General features: G+C 72.2%; 15 protein-coding genes. 9 read left to right on the plus strand and 6 right to left on the minus strand.

Features of this window, described 5'->3' with window-relative positions; genetic code table 11:
• Positions 1-63 precede the first annotated feature (63 nt).
• Genes H4W80_RS07275 through H4W80_RS07295 form a run of 5 tightly spaced genes read left to right on the plus strand, consistent with a single transcriptional unit; the run spans position 64 to position 5,301 of the window.
• Positions 64-1,059 (plus strand): LacI family DNA-binding transcriptional regulator, encoded by a 996-nt coding sequence (locus H4W80_RS07275; protein WP_318786743.1) that lies wholly within the window; start codon positions 64-66, stop codon positions 1,057-1,059.
• Between the two features lie 39 nt (positions 1,060-1,098).
• Positions 1,099-2,349, plus strand: coding sequence for a sugar ABC transporter substrate-binding protein (locus H4W80_RS07280; protein ID WP_192784355.1), 1,251 nt, complete (start codon positions 1,099-1,101; stop codon positions 2,347-2,349).
• Positions 2,346-3,371 carry a carbohydrate ABC transporter permease gene (locus tag H4W80_RS07285; protein ID WP_192784356.1) on the plus strand — a complete coding sequence of 342 codons (1,026 nt, stop codon included), beginning with the start codon at positions 2,346-2,348 and terminating at the stop codon, positions 3,369-3,371. The genes H4W80_RS07280 and H4W80_RS07285 overlap by 4 nt, the downstream gene beginning before the upstream one ends.
• Positions 3,364-4,209, plus strand: coding sequence for a carbohydrate ABC transporter permease (locus H4W80_RS07290; RefSeq protein ID WP_192784357.1), 846 nt, complete (start codon positions 3,364-3,366; stop codon positions 4,207-4,209). Before H4W80_RS07285 ends, H4W80_RS07290 begins: the two co-directional genes overlap by 8 nt.
• A gap of 54 nt (positions 4,210-4,263) precedes the next feature.
• Positions 4,264-5,301, plus strand: coding sequence for a hypothetical protein (locus H4W80_RS07295; protein WP_225963303.1), 1,038 nt, complete (start codon positions 4,264-4,266; stop codon positions 5,299-5,301).
• A gap of 15 nt (positions 5,302-5,316) precedes the next feature.
• Here H4W80_RS07295 and H4W80_RS07300 read toward each other — a convergent pair whose 3' ends face one another.
• Positions 5,317-6,807 carry an NAD(+)/NADH kinase gene (locus tag H4W80_RS07300; RefSeq protein ID WP_225963304.1) on the minus strand — a complete coding sequence of 497 codons (1,491 nt, stop codon included), beginning with the start codon at positions 6,805-6,807 and terminating at the stop codon, positions 5,317-5,319.
• Positions 6,808-6,851: 44 nt separating this feature from the next.
• Between H4W80_RS07300 and H4W80_RS07305 the strand changes: the two genes are divergently transcribed.
• Positions 6,852-7,085 (plus strand): hypothetical protein, encoded by a 234-nt coding sequence (locus H4W80_RS07305; RefSeq protein ID WP_192784358.1) that lies wholly within the window; start codon positions 6,852-6,854, stop codon positions 7,083-7,085.
• A 307-nt stretch (positions 7,086-7,392) separates the two neighbouring features.
• Complete coding sequence (locus tag H4W80_RS07310; RefSeq protein WP_192784359.1) at positions 7,393-8,031, plus strand: TetR/AcrR family transcriptional regulator; 639 nt, start codon at positions 7,393-7,395, stop codon at positions 8,029-8,031.
• A 136-nt stretch (positions 8,032-8,167) separates the two neighbouring features.
• Here the strand turns inward: H4W80_RS07310 and H4W80_RS63435 are convergent, their stop codons facing one another.
• From H4W80_RS63435 to H4W80_RS07330, 4 genes are all read right to left on the minus strand, one after another.
• On the minus strand, positions 8,168-9,469 hold the full coding sequence (locus tag H4W80_RS63435; RefSeq protein ID WP_192784360.1) for an FG-GAP repeat domain-containing protein: 1,302 nt from the start codon (positions 9,467-9,469) through the stop codon (positions 8,168-8,170).
• 200 nt (positions 9,470-9,669) lie between these two features.
• The gene (locus H4W80_RS07320; protein WP_192784361.1) at positions 9,670-10,515 is read right to left on the minus strand and encodes an ABC transporter permease; all 846 of its coding nucleotides are present in this window, start codon (positions 10,513-10,515) and stop codon (positions 9,670-9,672) included.
• Complete coding sequence (locus H4W80_RS07325; RefSeq protein WP_192784362.1) at positions 10,512-11,402, minus strand: ABC transporter ATP-binding protein; 891 nt, start codon at positions 11,400-11,402, stop codon at positions 10,512-10,514. The genes H4W80_RS07320 and H4W80_RS07325 overlap by 4 nt, the downstream gene beginning before the upstream one ends.
• Before the next feature lie 122 nt (positions 11,403-11,524).
• Positions 11,525-15,358, minus strand: a complete 3,834-nt coding sequence (locus tag H4W80_RS07330) for a S8 family serine peptidase (protein WP_192784363.1) — start codon at positions 15,356-15,358, stop codon at positions 11,525-11,527.
• 115 nt (positions 15,359-15,473) lie between these two features.
• On the opposite strand from H4W80_RS07330, the gene H4W80_RS07335 reads away from it, so the two are divergent.
• Positions 15,474-16,421, plus strand: coding sequence for a LuxR C-terminal-related transcriptional regulator (locus H4W80_RS07335; protein WP_192784364.1), 948 nt, complete (start codon positions 15,474-15,476; stop codon positions 16,419-16,421).
• 34 nt (positions 16,422-16,455) lie between these two features.
• The gene (locus H4W80_RS07340; protein ID WP_192784365.1) at positions 16,456-17,439 is read left to right on the plus strand and encodes a helix-turn-helix domain-containing protein; all 984 of its coding nucleotides are present in this window, start codon (positions 16,456-16,458) and stop codon (positions 17,437-17,439) included.
• 352 nt (positions 17,440-17,791) lie between these two features.
• Here H4W80_RS07340 and H4W80_RS07345 read toward each other — a convergent pair whose 3' ends face one another.
• Entirely contained in the window at positions 17,792-19,222 is a 1,431-nt protein-coding gene (locus tag H4W80_RS07345; protein WP_225963305.1) for a peptidoglycan recognition protein family protein, read from the minus strand.

The following is a 19,222-nucleotide window of genomic DNA, read 5'->3' on the forward strand; positions in this document are numbered from 1 at the left end:
AAATCATGCCTCAACGGACTTTGAACGTTCAACCCCCTCGAAAGGCGATTTATGGCGGAAAAGGTGACGATCACCGACGTGGCGAAGGCAGCAGGCGTGTCGCGCCAGACGGTGTCGAACACGCTCAACAGCCCGGAAGTGGTCCGAGAGGAGACCCGCAAGCACGTCCTCGAGGTGATCGAGCGGCTCGGCTACCGGGCCAACCAGGCCGCCATCCAGATGCGCACCGGCCGCTCCCGCCTGATCGCCATCGGCATCGAGCCCGACGGCGACGGGATCAGCGGCTCGTGGGCCGACCGCTTCCTGCACAGCCTGTCGGAGACGGCCGCGCAGGAGGGCTACCGGATCCTGCTCTACACCGCCGCGGACGACCCCTCGGAGATCGCGACGTACGAGGACCTGCTCGGCGCGTACAAGCCGGACGCGTTCGTGCTGACCGGCACCCACCACGACGACCTGCGCGCGTCCTGGCTGCTGGAGCGCGGGCTGCCGTTCGTGGCGTTCGGCCGGCCCTGGAGCGACCTGCCCGACGCGCGGCATCCGTGGGTGGACGTGGACGGCGCCGCGGGCACCGAGGCGGCCACCCGCCACCTGCTGGCCGCCGGTCACCGGCGCATCGGCTTCATCGGCTGGCCGCCCGGCTCGGGCGTGGGCGACGACCGCCGCGAGGGCTGGGCGCGAACGCTCCGTGACCAGGACCGGGGCCAGGAGCTGGGCGGGTTGCAGCGAGCGGTCGAGGACGGCATCGCCGCCGGTGAGAGCGCGGCCCGCGACCTGCTCGCGGCCGACCCCGGCGTGACCGCCCTGGTGTGCGCGAGCGACTCCCTCGCCCTCGGCGCGCTGCAGGCCCGCGAGCCCGCCCGGCCCGTCGCCGTGATCGGCTTCGACGACACGCCCGCCGCCAGGGCCGTCGGCCTCAGCAGCGTCCACCAGCCGCTCGGCGAGGCCGCCGCGGCCTGCGTCGAGCTGCTCGCCCGCGCCCTGGAGAGCCCCGACGCCGGGCCGCCGTCGGCGCACGTGCTGCTGGCCCCCACTTTGACCATCCGTCAGTCCGCCTGACCCCCACCCCCCCGTAACGCGAGAACAGGAACCACTCCGATGACCCCACGCACCCGCCGCGCCGCCGCGATCAGCGGCCTCGCCTGCGCCACGCTCGTTCTGTCGGCCTGCGGCAGCGGCTTCGACGACAAGCCGAGCCAGGCCCCCCAGCAGAGCGGCGGCCAGGTCAACCTGCAGATCCTCATCGGCTCCTCCGGCGAGGCCGAGACCGCCGCCGTCAAGCAGGCCGCCCAGACCTGGGCCTCCTCGGCGGGCGCGGCCGCGACGGTGACGCCCGCGCAGGATCTCGCCCAGCAGCTCGGCCAGGCCTTCGCCGGTGACAACCCCCCGGACGTGTTCTACGTGGACGCCTCCCGCTTCGCCGACTACGCCAGCGTGGGCGCCCTGGAGCCGTACGGCGACAAGATCAGCCAGCCCGACGACTTCTACCCCTCCCTGCGCACGGCGTTCACGCGTGACGGCAAGCTCTACTGCGCGCCCAAGGACTTCTCCACCCTCGCCCTGATCGTCAACAAGGACCTGTGGTCCAAGGCCGGGCTCGGCGACGCCGACGTGCCCACCACGTGGGAGCAGCTCACCTCGGTCGGAGAGAAGCTCAAGGCCAAGGGCGTCACCCCGCTGGCGATCGGCCCGACCCGCGACCGCGTCGGCGCGTTCATGGTGCAGGCCGGCGGGTGGCTGACCAGCCCCGACGGCAAGCAGGCCACCGCCGACAGCCCGCAGAACCTCGCGGCGCTCGACTACGTGCGCTCGCTGGTGTCGGCCAAGCTGGCCCGCTACCCCGACCAGCTCGACGCCGGCTGGGGCGGCGAGGCGTTCGGCAAGGGCAAGGCCGCCATGACCATCGAGGGCAACTGGATCAAGGGCGCGCTCAAGGCGGACTTCCCCGACGTCAAGTACTCGGTCCACGAGCTGCCGGCCGGCCCCAAGGGCAAGGGCACGCTGTCGTTCACGAACTGCTGGGGCATCTCCTCCAAGAGCAAGCACAAGGAGCAGGCCATCTCGTTCGTCGAGGCGATGACCAAGGCCGACCAGCAGATGACCTTCGCCAAGGCGTTCGGCGTCATGCCCTCGCGCCAGTCCGCCAAGGCCGCCTACACCGCCGAGTTCCCCGACGACGGCCCCTTCGTCAACGGCGCCGACTACGCCCAGGGCCCCGTGAACGCCCCCAAGATGGACAGCGTCCTGGCCGACTTCGACACCGGGCTGCAGCAGCTGGCCACCACCGCGCCCAAGACGCTGCTGCAGCGGACGCAGAAGAACATCCAGGCCGCGCTCGGCACGTCATGACCATCAGCAAGACACGCGAGAACCTGGCGGGCTGGCTCTTCGTGGCCCCCGTCGTGGTGATCCTGGGCCTGTTCATGCTGGCGCCGATCCTCATGGCGCTGTGGGTGAGCCTGACCGACTGGAACGGGCAGGGCAGCCCGTTCCGGGGCAGCGTGCCGTTCGTCGGCGTGGACAACTACAGCCGCCTGTTCACCGAGGACGGGCTGGCCAGGCAGGACTTCATGACGAGCGTCCGCAACAACGTCTACTACGTGGCCATCGTGGTCCCGTTGCAGACCGCGCTGGCGCTCGGCCTGGCCCTGGTCGTCAACAGCCGGCTGCTGAAGGGCCGGACGTTCTTCCGCGCCGCGTTCTTCTTCCCCTCGGTGACCAGCTCGGTGGCGATCAGCGTGGTGTTCCTGTTCGTCTTCGCCAACTCCGGCGCGGTCAACGCCCTGCTGGGCCTGTTCGGCGTCGACGGGCCCCAGTGGTTCGCCGACTCTCGCGGGGTGCTGCACCTGCTGCTCGGGGCCGTCGGCGTGGTCGATCCGGCGGCTCCGCCGGAGGCGCTGACCTCCGGCGGGCCGTTCGGGCTGTCGTGGTGGGAGTGGCTGTCCGGGCCCAGCGTGGCGATGACGACCATCATCGCGCTGGTCGTCTGGACCACGTCGGGGACGTTCATGCTCATGTTCCTGGCGGCGCTGCAGGACATCCCGGTGTCGCTGGAGGAGGCGGCCATGCTCGACGGGGCGGGCCGCCGCCAGGTCTTCAGGAACGTGACGCTGCCGATGCTCAAACCGACCATGTTCCTGGTGCTCACGCTGGGGCTGATCTCGACGTGGCAGGTCTTCGACCAGGTGTACGTGATGAGTCAGGGCAATCCCGCCAAGACCACGCTCACGCCGGCGTTCCTGTCGTACCAGACGGCCTTCCGGAGTTTCGAGTACGGCTCGGGCACCGCGATCTCGTTCGTGCTGTTCGCCATCATCGTGGTGCTGACCCTGGTCCAGCGCTGGGTGATGAGAGAGAGGCGTCATGCGTAGGGACAACGCGCGGTCGCTGGCCTCCACCTTCACCGGCTACTTCATCCTGATCTTCTTCGCGCTCGTCTTCCTCTACCCGTTCGTCATCCAGATCGCCGCCTCCTTCAAGACCGAGTCGGACGCGGCGGCGCATCCCCTGTCGCCCATCCCCGACCCGGTGACGATGGGCGGCTACGAGAAGGTGTTCCTCAGCACCGACCTGCCGCTGTGGCTGGGCAACTCGTTGCTGGTGACCGTGGTCATCACGGTCGGGCGCGTGCTGCTCGACTCCATGGCCGGGTACGCGCTGGCGCGGCTGCGCTTCCCGGGGCGGCGGGCGATCTTCTCGACGATCATCGCGATGCTGGCGGTGCCGGGCGTGGTGCTGTTCATCCCGAAGTTCCTGGTGCTGAACCAGTTCGGCATGTACGACAGCTACACCGCGCTGATCCTGCCGGTGATCGCGGACGCGGCCGGGGTGTTCATCATGAAGCAGTTCTTCGAGTCGCTGCCGGTCAGCGTCGAGGAGGCGGCGAAGGTGGACGGGGCGGGCGTCTTCCGTACGTACTGGTCGATCGTGCTGCCGATGGCCCGGCCCGCGCTGCTCACGCTCACCATCATCTCCTTCCAGGGCTCCTGGAACGAGTTCGCGCACACGCTGGTGGCGGTGCAGAACCCCGAGCTGTTCACGCTGCCGCGGGGGCTGGCCGACCTGGTGAGCGGGTCGCTGGGCAAGGGCACGCAGTATCCGCTCAAGCTGGGGGCCGCGCTGATGGCGACCATTCCGGTGGCGGTGGTGTTCGTGATCTTCCAGCGGTACTTCGTGCGCGGCGCGAACGAGGGCTCCGAGAAGGGCTGACCGTTCCTCTGGGTGTCAGCGGATGTTCAGGAGCACCCCCTAGATTCCGGTCACGTGAAAGTTGATGACAGATCTTCCCTGCTCACCCGTCGTTCCCTGCTTGCCGGCGCGCTCTCCGGAGCGGGCCTCGCCGTCCTGGGCGGCACCGCCGCCCAGGCGGCCACGCTCGGCAGGGCGCCCCGGGTCCTGATCGCCACGAACGAGCCGTGGGGCACCTACCACGTGGCCCCGCTGCTCCCGGAGGCGCGGCGGCGCGGGTGGGAGATCACGCAGCTGGTGCCCGACCTGACGGGGATCAAGCCGGGCGACCCGGTGCCGGTCGCGACGCCGGACCGCGCTCCGGACGCCGACCTGCTCGTCGTGACGGGCGCCGGGGACTGGCCGGCGGAGTGCGCGGCCCGGTTCCGGAGGCTGCCGCTGGTCGCGAGCTCGCTGGCGTACCAGCTGCCGGTCGAGGCGCCGCGCGCCAAGGAGTTCCGCGACCGGCTGAGGGCGGTCACCGCGTCCTCGCCGGCCGAGGCGAAGGTGTTCGACGACTACCTGGGCACGCGCCGCCCGATCACGGTCGTCGGCAGCCCGCAGACCGACGACCTGCCCAGGCACGCGCCCGAGCCCGGGACCGTCCTGGTGCTCACCAGCGTGACCAAGTCCAGCGGCACGGGCGGCTCGGCCCCCGGCACCGAGCTGCTGCTGGCCGCGGCCGAGCGGCTGGCGGCGGCCGGGAAGCACATCCTCGTGGGGCTGCACCCCCGCGAGGACCGCTCGCTCTGGGAGAAGTACGAGATCAGCTCCGTGCCGTCGGTCCAGGCGTCGGCCCGGGCCGAGGCCGCCATCGGCATCCCGGGCACGGTCTTCCCGGTGGTCGCGGCCGTGGGCGTCCCGCTGGTCGGCTGCACGGACCCGGCCCTGAACATCCCCGGCTACCTGCTGAGCGTCTGCTCCCACACGATCGCCTCCGCCGACGAGGCCGTGGCCGCCGTGACGCGGGCCGAGCCGGTGTCGCGGGAGGTGCTGTACGAGGCCGTCGGCCCGATCGGCGGCTCGTCGCGCCGGCTGCTGAAGGCGTGGCGGAAGGCCGGCGCCCGGGTCTAGCGGGGTCTAGGCGGTCTAGCGGGTCATCGTCTGGCGCAGCCGCTCGGCCTGCTCGCGCAGGGGTTGCGGGATCAGCTCGACGAGCTGGTCCGGCCTGAGCGGCAGGTCGAGCAGGCTGAGCTTGACCCGCTTGCGCTGGGCGTGCATGTCGGCGTCGAACCGTACGACGTCCACCGCGTCCGTGCGCAGCCGCACCGGCAGCTCGGCTCCGGGCCGCAGCGGCCTGGCGGGGGTGCCGTCCACGGAGAAGAGCAGCGTCATGTCGTCCGACGGGTTGCGCAGCAGGATGTGGTCGTCCTTGCCGAGGATGACCGAGCGGCTGATGCCGGACATCGGGGCCACCGGGGTCAGGGCGACGGCCTCGGTGGACGGGGAGATGATGGGGCCGCCGGCCGCGTGGTTGTAGGCCGTCGAGCCGGTCGCGGTGCAGACGATCACCGCGTCCCCGCGGTAGTAGCCGTGGCGCAGGCCGTTGACCTCGAGGTCGAGGGTCAGGCTGGCCAGCGGCTCGGCGGCGGTGACCACGATGTCGTTGAACGCGGTGTGGTCGTCGGCCTCCAGGCAGCTGTGCGGTTCGAGGGTGTAGTGGCCCTCGGCCAGGCGGTCGAGGGCCGGCTCCAGCTCCGACGGGGTCACCTCGATGAGGAAGCCCAGGTGCCCGTGGTTGACGCCGAGCACCGGCACCTGGCGGCCGACCACCATACGCATCGCGCCCAGCATGGTGCCGTCGCCGCCCAGGCTGATCACGCCGTCCACCCGTTCGACGAACTCCTCGGGCGTGACGATCTCGACCTCCGGCCCCACCTGCCCGGCGTCGCACGGCCGGGCGACGACGGCGGCCCCGATGCGCCGCGCGTGCCGGACGATCAGCCGTACGGAGTCCAGCACCGGCCGGTCGGGGTGCACCACCAGCCCAAGAGTGAAGTGCTTCACGTGGTGCCCCCTACCCAGCGCTGAGGTCAGTGGACCTTTCTGATGGGCATCACCGTCAGGGCGCCGAGCACGGCGAACACCAGGGCGGCCGTGAAGGCGGCCGGGTAGTTGTCGTCGCCGCCGCCGATGGTGAGGAAGGGCGGGGCGATCAGCGGGGCCGGCGACTGGGGCAGCGGGTTGGCGATCTGGAAGACGGCCAGGTCCTTGGCCGCGTTGTCGGGGTTGGTGCAGGACCCGTACGACCAGCGCGATGTCGACGGCCATGTACGCCCCGGTCCCCATGCCCAGGATCAGGGACGCCACCAGCACGAAGATCTTCCTGCGCCCCAGCCGGTCGGACAGCCAGCCGCCGATCGTGGCCGTGACCAGCGAGCCGCAGGTGAAGACGAGCGTGGCGGTGAAGACCAGGGACACGGCCTGGGTGGGGCTGTAGCCGAGGCGGTCGGTGATGACGTGGAAGCCGAACGTCAGCTTGAACGCGTTCCCGGTGAAGCGGTCGGCGGGACGGTCGGGCAGGAACGCGATCAGCAGCCCGAGCGCGACGAACGCGAAGACGCCCGGCAGCAGGAACATGAGGAACGTGCTGTCGGCGACGGATTTGCTGATGCAGGTGGCCGGTGTCGGGTCCGAAGGAGAGCAGTTGCGGGGCGATGGCGTCCAGGACCGCGCGGGTCTCCTCCTCGGTCTCGATCCAGGTGCCGACGTGGGGGTGCGGGCACGGGCGCAGCCCCTCGCCGGTGATGACCTCGCAGGTCCGGGCGAGGTTCTCGATGACGGTGGCGAGCCTGCCCGGGTCGTACGCGGCCCCGGGCGCGGGGGCGAGCCCGTACTCGTCGAGGAGGGCGAGGTAGGCGGCCGCCGACGTGCCCTCGGGCACGTCGGCCTGGACGGCGGTGAAGCCCGCCTCGGCGATCTCGCGAAGGCGGTGCGCAAGGTGGGGACGGTGGGGACGTCCAGCGTGAGGCCGGACGGCCCGAGCAGCCAGGGTAGCCGGTTGATGCCGATCATCCGGTGGTCCTTCCAGGGGCACGAGCATCCGTCATCGCGGCCCGTGGGGAAATGTGATCGAGTGTTAACCTTTGGGACTCAAAACGTAAACGCCTGATAGCTTTTGACGCAAGAGGTGGATCCGGAGATTTTCCGTGGGAGGCTCAGAGCGTGGCGAACGTCGGCGGGACCCCGCGCGGCCCGTACCGGAGCGGCATCAAGCGCCGCGAGCAGATCGTCAGCGCCGCCGCCAAGGCCTTCGGCGAGCGCGGCTACAACGGGGCGTCCATGCGGCAGATCGCCGCGGACGTGGGCGTCTCACCGGCGGCCCTGCTCCGCCATTTCCAGGACAAGGAGGAGCTGCTCGCCGCGGTGCTCGAATGGTGGGCGCGGGAGACCGCCGCGCTCCGGCTCGAAGGGCGCGACGGGCTGGCGGCCTTCGACGGCCTGCGCGACCTCATGACGTACCACATCAGCCACCGGGGCCTGCTCGAGCTGTTCATCCACCTCACGGGCGAGGCGTCCAACGAGAAGCACCCGGCGCGGGCCTTCATCCAGGACCGCTACACGGGCATCGTGAGCATGCTGGTCAAACGCCTGCTCGCGACGGCGGAGACCGGAGAGATCCCGCCGTTGACCGACGCGCAGGCCGAGGCCGAGGTACGCGCCCTCTGCGCCACCATGGACGGCCTGGAGATCCAGTGGCTGCTCGATCCCGCCGTGGACCTGGTCGGCCTCTTCGACTTCCACCTCGACCACACGCTGGCACGGTGGAGGAGCGGCGCGTACGCGCCGGGCGCGCGTTCCTGAGCCTTCGCGAACCGCGGGCGGGGCGCGAAGCCGAGCGTCCGCCGGGCCTTCGCGGAGCCGAAGAGCCGCTACTCGCCCCGAGGCTCCGGCACCTGGTCGGCGGTGGGTCCTGGAGCGTCGCTCGATGCCGGGTGGTTCAGCGGGGTGGCAGGTCGAAGCGGGTCAGGACGCTTTTGCCGTCCGTCACCATGACGTTGAGGAGGTCGTCGCCGGAGGCGAGCACGAGTTCGTCGTCCCCGTCGCCGTCGTAGTCGCCCGCCGCCAGCGGCTCGCCGCGGGCCAGGCCGCTGATGCCGGCACCGGCCCGCAGGCCGCCGGGGCCGCCCCAGAACATCCGGACCGGCTCACGCCCGCCGCGCGCTCCGCCGAAGGCGAGGTCGTCCCGGCCGTCGCCGTTGAAGTCGCCGGCGACGGCCGAGCCCTTCTCGCCCTTGAACGTCCGGGTGCGGCCGTCGCCGTAGTAGACGGTCAGCGTCTTGTCCACCTCGGGCGCCTCGGTCTCGGTGCCGGGCTCGTCGTTGCGGCTGCCGTCGTCGCCGACCGCCAGGTCCCTGGCTCCGTCGCCGTCGAAGTCACCGAACGTGGCCGCCATGCCCTTGCCCAGCCTGCGCCCCGCCTTCGCCAGGCCGTCCGGACCGCCGTTCAGCAGCCATCCGGAGGTCTGCTCGCCGTCGTCGCCCTCGAACACGACCAGCCCCGTAGCGTGCCGCCCGTCGATCTCGTCGACGGTCATCCGCCAGAATTCGTCGCCTGTGGGCGAGGGCTGGACGGTCTGGCGGCTGGGGACGCCCGCGCGGCTGAACGGGCCGTACATCACGACGAGGTCGGCGACGCCCCGGTCGGTGAGGGTGGACATGGCCACGTCGGCGGCTCCGTCCCCGTCGAAGTCGCCGGCGACGGAGCGGAACGTCGCCATGCCGCTCGTCGCGGGCGGCGGCACCCGGGTCGGGAGCGTTCCCGGGTCGATGCCGTCCGGGCCGCCCCAGAAGATGTGCGGGCCCATCTGCTCGTCGCGGTCACCCGCCCGCCCGTAGCCCAGGATGTCGCCGAAGCCGTCCCCGTCGAGGTCGGCCCGGATGCCCGGGTCGATCTGCCAGGCGAAGAACGTCCGCGACGAGACGATCGCCGGCCTGCCGGTGCGCAACCCCCTGGGCGAGCCGTAGACGACCGCGAGGAAGCGCAGGTCCGGGCCGGGCAGCTCGACGTAGAGGAGCAGGTCGGCGCGGCCGTCGCCGTTGACGTCGTCGGGCCGCCCGGCGGCCTTGGCCGAACGCCGCGCGGGGGTCGGGGTCGTGGTCGAGGTGGTGGTCGGTGTCGGAGTCGGAGTGGACACCGACGCCGACGGCGACTGACCGGCGGGGCCGGGCGCGGGGCGGACGCCGCCGCATCCGGCGAGCAGGAGGGCCAACGCCAGACAGATCATCACCCTTCGCGGCACAGGCACCGAGCTTAGTGCGCCATCCTGCCGAGCGCCGGGGTTCCGCCACCCGCGCCCCCCGCCACCCCCACTCCCCGCCGGGCCTTTCCGCCGCCAGTCCTTTGCGCGGCCGGTCCTTCCCGCCGGGTCTTCCCGAGGCCGGGCTTTCCGAGGCCGGGCCTTCGTGCGGCCGGGAGCGGGCCCGCGGGTCTCAAGGGGCGTCAGATCCGTTGCAGGGCCTTCTCTCTGCGGGCCGCGACGCTGGAGCCGGACTCCCCACGGGCCATCCTGCGCAGCACGAACGGCGCCGCGACCAGCCCGAGCACGGCCCAGGCCACCAGTACCCCGGCCGTCTCCACGGGCCGCCAGGACCCGCCGATCTCGACGGCGGCCGCGGCGTCCGGGAGCAGGGCCGAGCGCATGCCGAGCCCGAGCCAGTAGACCGGGAACGCCTGGGCGATCCACTGCACCCACTCCGGCAGCGCGGTGATCGGGTAGAAGATGCCGGAGATCGCGATCAGGCCCAGGACGGGGAGCTGGATCAGCCCCTGGCTGCGGGCGTTGACGAACACCGAGCCCAGCACCGCCCCCAGCGGCAGGGTCGCGGCCAGCCCCAGCAAGAGCACCCAGAGCACGGTCAGCCAGGCGCCCGCGTCGCCGAACGCCAGGCCGGGCACCAGGAACATGCCGGGGACCAGGAAGATCGCGAGGTCGGCGACCAGGCCGCCGGCGACGAGGATGATCTTTCCGAGCAGGTAGCCGGTCATCCCGTGCGGCGTGGCCTTGGCGCGCAGCAGGGTGCCGTCCTCGCGGTCGGCGGTGAGGTGCTGGCTCATGCTCACCATGGACATCCCGGCGTTCATGCCGAGGATGCTCGGCAGGGCCAGGGCGCCGAGCGAGAGGCCGCTCTGCCCGAAGGACACGTTCCGCAGGAAGTACGTGGTGATCAGCATCAGCACGGGCCAGAGGAAGTGGCCGAACAGGTCTGCGGCGTTCGTGAACGACTGCCGCAGCTCGATCAGGCCGCGGGACCAGCCGGCCCGCCAGGCCGTCGCGGTCGGGCTCATCGGGTCCCCTCCTCCGCCTGCCGGACGAGGGACAGGTAGGTGTCCTCCAGCGAGGCGCGGCGCACCTCGAGGTCTTCGATCTCCTCGCCGTACTGCTTGAACAGGTCGAACACCAGCCGGGTCGACTCGGCGGCCGACCGGGCGAAGCGCTGCCCGTCGCGGGTCCAGCGCACCTCGTCCTCGCCGGCGATCTGCCGGGCGAGCTGCGCGGCCGTGCCGTCCGCGACGATGCGGCCCCCGTCGAGCACCATGATGCGGTCGGCGAGCTTCTCGGCCTCGGCCAGGTCGTGGGTGGTGAGCAGGATCGTGGTGTCGCCCTCCGCGGCGAGTTGCAGGACCAGCTCGTGGAAGGCGCGCCGGGCCACCGGGTCGAGCCCGGCGGTGGGCTCGTCGAGGAAGACCAGCTCGGGGCGGCCCACGAGGCCGACGGCCACGTCGAACCTGCGCCGCTGGCCGCCCGAGAGCGTCCTGATCTTGTGCTCCGCCTGCTCGGTCAGGCCGACCGCCGCGATGAGCCGGTCGGCCCGCCACGGCCGGGCGACGGTCTCGGTGGCGTACGCGGCGTAGTAGCGGCCGAGGTGCTGGAGCAGCTCGCGTACCCGCCATTTGCCGTGGTCGCGCCAGGACTGCAGGACGACCCCGACCCGCGCCCGCCAGTCCTCGCCGGCGCGCGCCGGATCGGTGCCGAGCACCTCGACCCGGCCGGCCGACCGCATCCGGAAGCCTTCGAGGATCTCGATCGTGGTGGTCTTGCCCGCGCCGTTCGGGCCGAGCAGGCACACCACCTCGCCCCGTCGTGCCCGGAAGGTGACGTCGTGCAGGACGTCGGCGGGGCCGTAGCGCATCCGCAGGCCCTCGACGTCCAGCACGACTTCGCTCGTCGTCATGGATCTCGCCTCTCGTGGGAGCACGCCTCGGCGTGGCGTCCGGAGATCCCGGCCGCGCAAGCAACCCTAGTTGACTAATTTCGACTTAGTCAACGCGGGTTGCTTGCACGGCCGTCGCGAGGTCACTTCAGGCCGTACGCCCGCCGCACGGTCTGCTCGACGGTGTTGCCCTCGGCGTCCGTCGCCTGGGCCCGCAGGCCCACGGCGCCCGTGGTGGCGGCCAGCGCCGGAGGCGTGACGGTGGCCTGGCCGGAGGCCGAGACGCGGACCGGCGTCCAGTGGGCGCCGTCGTCGAAGGTGACCGAGAGCTTCACGTCCCTGACCTTCGCGTCCGGCGTGCCGTAGGACCCGTGGTAGCCGGTGACGGTGATCCGGTGCGGCGTGCCCGCCTTGAGGCGGTTGTCCAGGTCGAGGGGCACGTCGTAGCGGAGGTTGAGCCGCCGGACCGGCTCGCACGGCGCCAGCTTGCCCGTGGTGAGCCAGGCCAGGCAGAGCCCGTCGTCCGTGGTCCGCATCCCGCCGGTGGGCCGCTTCGACCGGAACGTCCAGGCGGTCTCGACGTCCTTGGCGTACAGCTGGGACGGGTTCGGGCTGTGGAACTTGTCGGTGAGCCGGTAGGCGGCCTCCGTCTCGGGGAGGGTGAAGGTCGGCACGATGATCGCGAAGATGGCGATCACGGCCGTCGCCTCGACGAGCGGGACCTCCTGCCCGTCGCGGTACAGGCGCAGCTCGTCCTTGCCGCCGTGCTTGTCGCTCTGGAAGTTGGCGTTGTACGCGAACGCCTCCTGGTGGTTCGGCACCGGGCCCATGACCGGCAGGGCCGCCAGGAAGGTGTCCTTCGTCCGGCAGGGGAAGCACTGGGCGGTCCCGGAGCGCAGCACCGCGTCGGAGACGACGACGTTGCCCGGCACGCGGGGCTGGATCCCCCACGGCTCGGTCCGCGTGCCCGCGGCGGCGAAGATGTCCACCGCGGTCGCCGACAGCGCGCGTCTGCTGTAGAAGTCGGCGCCCTCGTCGTAGTTCATCGTGTTCGTACGGGTCCAGACGACGTCCGGCGAGACCGGGCCCACGTACTCCGTGAAGGTCGTCTGCGCCCGCACGGTGTGCTCCATGGACCACGTGTTGCCGAACCTGGCCGGCCGCACCATCGCCGCCGCCGTGCTCAGCTCGACCGCGCCGGGCCGGTCGGCGTGGAAGCGGTCCTCGATGCGCTGCAGGTCGCGCGTCCTCACCGAGTAGGCGAGGTCGGCGGGGACGCGGCCCTGCTCGGGCAGCATCAGCGAGTACAGGTACGGCGTGGTCGCGACGCCCTCCGCAGTGACGGTCACCGGCCGGCGCGCGGCCAGGGCGGCCAGGGCCCGCCCCTGCTCGGCGGTCAGGCTCATGGTCGGGATCGGGTACGCGGGCCAGCTGCCGGCCGGGTCGAGGAAGGCCCGGTTGACGGCCCCGTACCCGAGGACTCCGACGGCTCCCGCCTGCTGGGCGGCCTTGACCCGGTCCAGGGCGTTGCCCGTGCAGGCCATGGCCGGGCAGAGGTCCCCGAGGTCGAGCAGGACGAGCTTGCCGCGCACGTCCAGGCCGCCGAAGTCGGCGCCCTTGCCGGCGTAGGCCAGCGGGAGCCGGCTGCGGCCGTCGAGCTTGGGCGTCTGCGGCGCCAGGTCCTGGTAGCGGGGGGTGATGCGGGGGCCGCCGGGCACCGTCATGGTGATGGCGGGGGCGCCGAGCTGGTAGCGGCCGTTGAGGGTGAACGTGCCCTGGGTGACCTTGCGGGTGGGCAGCATCACGTAGTTGTCCAGCCCGTACTGCGGGTACAGGGACTGCACGTCGATGTAGCCGACGCCGTTGGCCGCGGTGCGCCGGTAGGCGTAGTTCGAGAGGCGGACCTCCGACTCGCGCGGCGTCCGTACGGACACCTTGCGCGCCTTGCGCAGGTCGAGCGTGACCGTCGTGTCCTTGGTGATCTCGATCTGCGGTTCGGACGGGAGCGACTGGACCCATTCGCCGTCCGTGCCGCGCCAGGCCAGCGCGGTGAGCACGGTGTAGGTGCCGGGGTAGACCTGGGCCTCGGTCTCGGCGCCCGAGGCGGGGGTGTAGGCGTACTGGAGGTCGTCGCGCTCGTCGGTGCGCATGAACATCCACGGGATCTCCGTGGGAGCGCTCGCGCCGTCGGGCAGCACCACCCGGGCCCGGACGGTGACCTTCTTCGGCTCGACGAACGCGCCCACGGCCGTGTTCACCTGGACCTGGCCGTTGTCGCCCGAGGCGCGGACGGAGCCCTCGTACCAGGTGTCGGGGCCGGCGGGGTCGAACGTGACCGAGACCGGCGCGGTGCCGTGCGCGGGCACGGTGACCGTGTCGCGGTCGACGGTGAGCGTGCGCGCGGGCAGGTCGCCGCCCCGGTGCGCCTTGACGCCCGTGCTCAGCGTGAGGGTGACCGGCTGGTCGCCGTCGTTGGTGTAGGTGAGGGTCTTGGTGACCGGGCCGTTCTGGGGCGAGGGCAGGAAGCCGAAGTCGATGCCGCCGGAGCCGCGCACCTGCTGCTTGACGGCGCGGGCGACGTCCACGCGGCCGGCGCCCTGCTCGTAGGCGTCCTGGCCGTCGCCGTGGGCGGAGCTGGTGAGCGCGGCCTTGAGCTGGGTGTTCGTCCAGTCGGGGTGCTGCTGGGCGAGCAGCGCGGCGGCGCCCGCGACGTGCGGGGTGGCCATCGAGGTGCCGGACGCGGTGGTGTAGCCGTCCTCGGCGGGCTCGCCCATGGACGTGCCGGCGGCGCGGGCGGCGACGATGTCCACGCCGGGGGCGCTGATGTCGGGCTTGAGGCTGTAGTCGATCGCGGTCGGGCCCTGGCTGGAGAACAACGCCAGCTTGTCCTCGCGGTCCACGGCGGCGACCGTGAGCGCCGAGGCCGCGGTGCCCGGCGTGCCGATCTGGCGGCTCTGGCCGTCGTTGCCCGCGGCGACCACGAACAGCGCGCCCGAATCGGCGGACAGCTTGTTCAGGGCCTGGTCGAGCGGGTTGTCCGGGCCGGGGCAGCAGCCGCCGAGGCTCATGCTGACCACGCGGGCCTGCTGGGCGACCGCCCACTGCATGCCCGCGATGATGTCGGACTCGAGGCCGCTGCCGTAGTTGTTGAGCACCTTGCCGACCAGCAGCGACGCCTCGGGGGCGACGCCCCGGTACTTGGCGCCGTTGCCCGCGATGATGGAGGCGACGTGGGTGCCGTGGCCGTGGCCGTCCTGGGCGGTCTTCTCCGAGCTGAAGTTCTCGGCCGCGGCGATGCGGCCGGCGAGGTCGGGGTGGGTGGCGTCGATGCCGGTGTCGAGCACGGCCACCTTGACGCCCGCGCCCTTGAGCCCGGCCGCCCACGCCTCCGGCGCGCCGATCTGCTTGACGCTGCGGTCGAGCGAGACCTGGACCTTGCGGTCGAGCCAGATCTTCTCGGACGCGGCCCTGGCCGTGCCGACCCCGGACCAGAACTGCCCGGCGGCCTTCTTGTCCACCTTCACGGCCGCGGCGTCGATGCTGGCCAGGGTGCGGGCCCCGGCGATGCCGCGCTGCGTCCCGTGCTGGACGATCAGGGGCAGGGTGGGGCTCTCCGCGTCGGAGTAGCCGTTGGCCGCCAGGTAGGCCACGTCGAACAGGCCCCTGTCCAGGCGTCCCGCCGACACCAGGCCCATCGCGTCCGTGGGGTAGACGTAGTACGCGGCGGGCTCGCGTACCGACATGAAGAACACCGGCGCGCCGTCCGGGCGCCGGGCCGGCTGGATCTGGGCCTGCGGGCTGCCGTCCGGGGCGGTGCTGTAGGTGACCACGTCCCCGGTGATCAATGTGATCTTCTTCGCGGACTCCCCCGCCGCGCCGACGAGCGGCGGCGGCACGGAGGGAGCGGGAGGTAAGGTCGGGGCGGCCATCCCGGTGGAAAGCAGCACCCCCAACGCGACAAGCGACCGGCCGATCATGCGTCTCCTCAGAGATCATCGTGTCCCCGGGAACCATGACAGATCGCAGTAAAGCCGCGAAAGACGATTGTGAGTCCTCTTCCCGCCATGTACGGAAATAGGACATGCTGTGATCGTGCTGGAGATCATCGGGCTCTCGTACGCCGAGCAGGCACTGTACGAGGCGCTGGTGGAGCGCTCCCCCGCCACGCTCGCCGAGCTGGGGCACGCCGCCTCCACGGCCGCCACGCTGGAGCAGCTGGGGCTGATCACCCGGCTCCCGGAGGACCCGCCGCGCTACGTGGCGGTCTCTCCCGAGATGGGGCTGGACGCGCTGATCCGGGCGCGCACCCGGGAGCTGGCCGCGGCCCGCCACCGCGCCGCCCAGCTCGCCGCGCGCTTCCACCGCTCGGTGCCGGACCGCGACTCCGCGGACCTGGTCGAGGTGGTGATCGGCAAGGACGCGGTGGGGCGGTGGTTCCAGCGGCTCCAGGAGAGCGCGCGGCGGCGGATCAGCGTCTTCGACGCGCCGCCGTACGCGACGCCCATGGGCGGCAACGCGGTGGAGTTCGAGCTGCTGGAGCGGGGGGTCGAGTACCGGGCGCTGTACGACCGGCGGGCCATGGAGGTGCCGGGCACCCTCTCGCTCATCACCCGCTACGTGGCGGCCGGCGAACAGGCCAGGGTCGGCGACGTGCCCGTCAAGCTCGCGCTGAACGACCTCCCCATGGCGATCATGCCGCTCCGCCACGATGAGCACGCGGTGGAGTCGGCGCTGGTGGTGCACGACTCGACGCTGCTGGACGCGCTGTCGGCGCTGTTCGAGATGTACTGGGAGCGGGCCGTGCCGCTGCAGGTCAGGCACGGGCGGCTGGCCGAGGCGACCGGCCCCGCCGACGCGCAGCGGGACCTGCTGCCGCTGCTCACCGCCGGGCTGACCGACGCGGCCATCGCCGCCCATCTCGGGTGGAGCGATCGCACGGTACGCCGCCACGTGCGCGCGATGATGCTCCGGCTGGACGCGCGCACCCGCTTCCAGGCGGGCTACCAGGCGGTCGTGCGCGGCTGGCTGGAGGAGTCATGACGCCGCGGCGCCCCGACCCGCGTGGGGACGCGGCATGACCTCGCTGGGCGCGATCGGGCTCGGGCCCGATGAGGAGGCGCTGTACGAGGTGCTGCTGGACCGCTCCCCCGCCACCCTCGCCGAGCTGGCCACCGCCTGGCCGCGCGCCGACCTGCAGCCGCTGCTCGCGTCGCTGGAGGCCAAGGGCCTGCTCAGCTCGTCCCCGGGGCCTCCGCCCGCCTACGCCGCCGTCGCCCCGGAGATGGCGCTCGACGTCCTCCTGCTCGCCGCCGAACGCGACCTGCTGCGGGTCCGCGAACGCGCCCGCGAGCTCGAGGAGATCTTCCAGGAGCGCGCCCGCGAGCGTACGCCGCCGGTGGTCGTCGAGGTGGTCACCGGGCGGCGGGCGGTCGAACAGCGGCACGCCCAGATCCAGCGCGCCGCCAGGCAGCAGCTCCGGTGCCTGTCGAGGCGGCCGTACTTCGACCCGCTGGGCAGCGTGGCCGCGCAGCGGGAGCTGCTGGAGCGCGGGATCTCCAGCCGCATGATCTACGAGCGGGACTTCGTGGCGGCCGAGGGCGCGCTGCGGCAGATCGAGGAGATGGTCGGGGCGGGCCAGCAGGCGCGGGTGCTGCCCGAGCTGCCGATGAAGCTGTACGTGGTGGACGACCGGCTGGCGCTGCTCCTGCTCAGGCACGAGCCGGCGGACGCGGTGGCGGCGCTCGTCATCCATCCGTCGGGGCTGCTGGAGGCGCTGATCACGCTCTTCGAGGGGTTGTGGCAGCGGGCGCTGCCGCTCGGGCTGGCGCCGTCCACGCGCAACCCGCCGCCGCCCCGCGACTCCCGGGACGACGCGCGGCTGGTCGCGCTCCTGCTGTCGGGGCTCACCGACGAGGCCATCGCCCGCCAGCTCGGGGTCGGGCACCGGACGGCGGAGCGGCGGATCGCCGAGCTGATGTCCCGGCTCGGCGCCCGCACCCGCTTCCAGGCCGGCGTCCAGGCCGCCCTCTCCCAGCTGCCCCCGCCACCGTCCCCGTGACGCTCACCAGGTCCACGACCGGCATTCCCACCCACCGCCGTCACATCTCCCAAAGGACACCAGCCCCTGACGGCGGGAGAGCCCCTCCCCCACCGACCGGGGTCGCGGTCCTTCGGGGAGGGGGAGCGCCTCGACGCCGCGACCGCAGCACCGCCCCTCCCCCACCGGCCGGGGTGCCGTCTCTTGGGGGAGGAGGAGGCGCCTTGGGCTCTCGGGGGAGGGGCTCTCCCGCCGTCGGAAGCGGGGTCCCTGGGAGGGAGGGCCGGTCGGCCGGCGTGCCCCTCCCCCATCCGGGGGAACACGGATGTGGCCGGATCGCGAGCCCCGCGCGATCCGGCCACAGCTCAGAGGGTCAGCTTCCGCAGTGCTCGAAGCCGCTCTCGTACGTGCTGGCCCCAGCCTTGCCGCCCCACTTGACGCACTTGTCGGCGGCGGCGGCCCGGACGGGTCCGGCGTAGTACTCGAAGTTCCCGGTGTCGGTGACCCGGGGCTTGCCCTCGACCTCCAGGAAGGCCGTGGTGGCGGTGGCCTGGCCCAGCGAGGTCTTCTTGATCGTGGCCACGCAGTTGTTCCCGTTGTCCGCGTTGTAGAGCAGGAAGACGGTGCCCGCCGTGCCCAGCGCGCTGGAGTCGATCACCTTGTAGCCGGTGCCGCACACCGACTCCGGCGTGTGCGGGTTGGTGCCCCCGCCGCCGCCACCGGTGACGTACTGCATGTACTTCGTCCAGTCCCAGTAGCGGCCCGGGTCGGTGTGGTCGGCGCCCGGGACCTCGCTGTGGCCCACGATGTGGGTGCGGTCCTTGGGGATGCCGTACCGGTCGGCGATGTTGCGGGTCAGCGCCGCCGACGAGCGGTACATCGTGTCCGTGAACCAGGTGGCGTTGTCGATCCAGCCCTCGTGCTCGATGCCGACCGAGCGACGGTTCCAGTTGCCGGCGTGGAAGGCCCGGTCCTTCTCCCTGACCGTCTGGGTGATGGCGCCGTCGGAGGAGCGGACGACGTAGTGGGCCGAGGTGGGGTTCGGCCGGGGCCCGGTCTGGAACCAGTCGATCGTTCCGGCGTAGGTGCCCTGCGCCACGTGGATGACGATGCGGTCGATCGCGTCGCTGGTCGGCCGGTTGGAGACCGCGTAGTTGCTGCTGTGCGCCGGAGCCCACGCGGCCCCCGGGTAGTCGGTGCTCGCCGCGAGGGTGCTGGGATTGTCCAGATCGGCGGCCTTGGCGTACGGGCCCCGGTCCGGGGTGACGGCGCGCGCCGGCACGGTGACGGTCTCGCCGCCGGGGGTCGTGGCGCGGATGCCCTGGGCGAGCTGCTCGTACACGGTGTCGGCGTACAGCCGGGCGACCGAGGGCGAGGAGGCGCCGCCGTACTTGGCGATCGCCTGGTACCACTTGCCCGCGTCCTTGCGGGCGGCGGCGTCCAGCTTGAGCTCGTCGGCGAGGGCGCGCAGCACGGCCGCGCCGCCCGCGATGTTGGCCGCGTCGTCCGACTTCAGCACCGAAGCGGACTTCTTGGTCAGCGTGGCGGCCTTGTCGAGGGTCTTGGCGGTGACCAGGTGCATCACGCCGTACCCGCCGCTGGCGCTGGGCTGGCCCTTGTGGCCGTCCAGGTGGGTCTCGGAGTAGGCGACCGAGACCAGCAGGTCACGGGGCACCTCGTACGTCGAGGACGCCTTGGCGAACGCGTCGGCCATCGGATCGGCGGACGCCGCCCCGGCCGGCTGCCCCACGAGCAGCGACAGGGGGAGGACGGCGGCGCCGGTCAGGATCATGCGCAGGTTCAA

Origin of the sequence: Nonomuraea angiospora, from assembly GCF_014873145.1 — a bacterium.
Lineage (GTDB): Bacteria > Actinomycetota > Actinomycetes > Streptosporangiales > Streptosporangiaceae > Nonomuraea > Nonomuraea angiospora.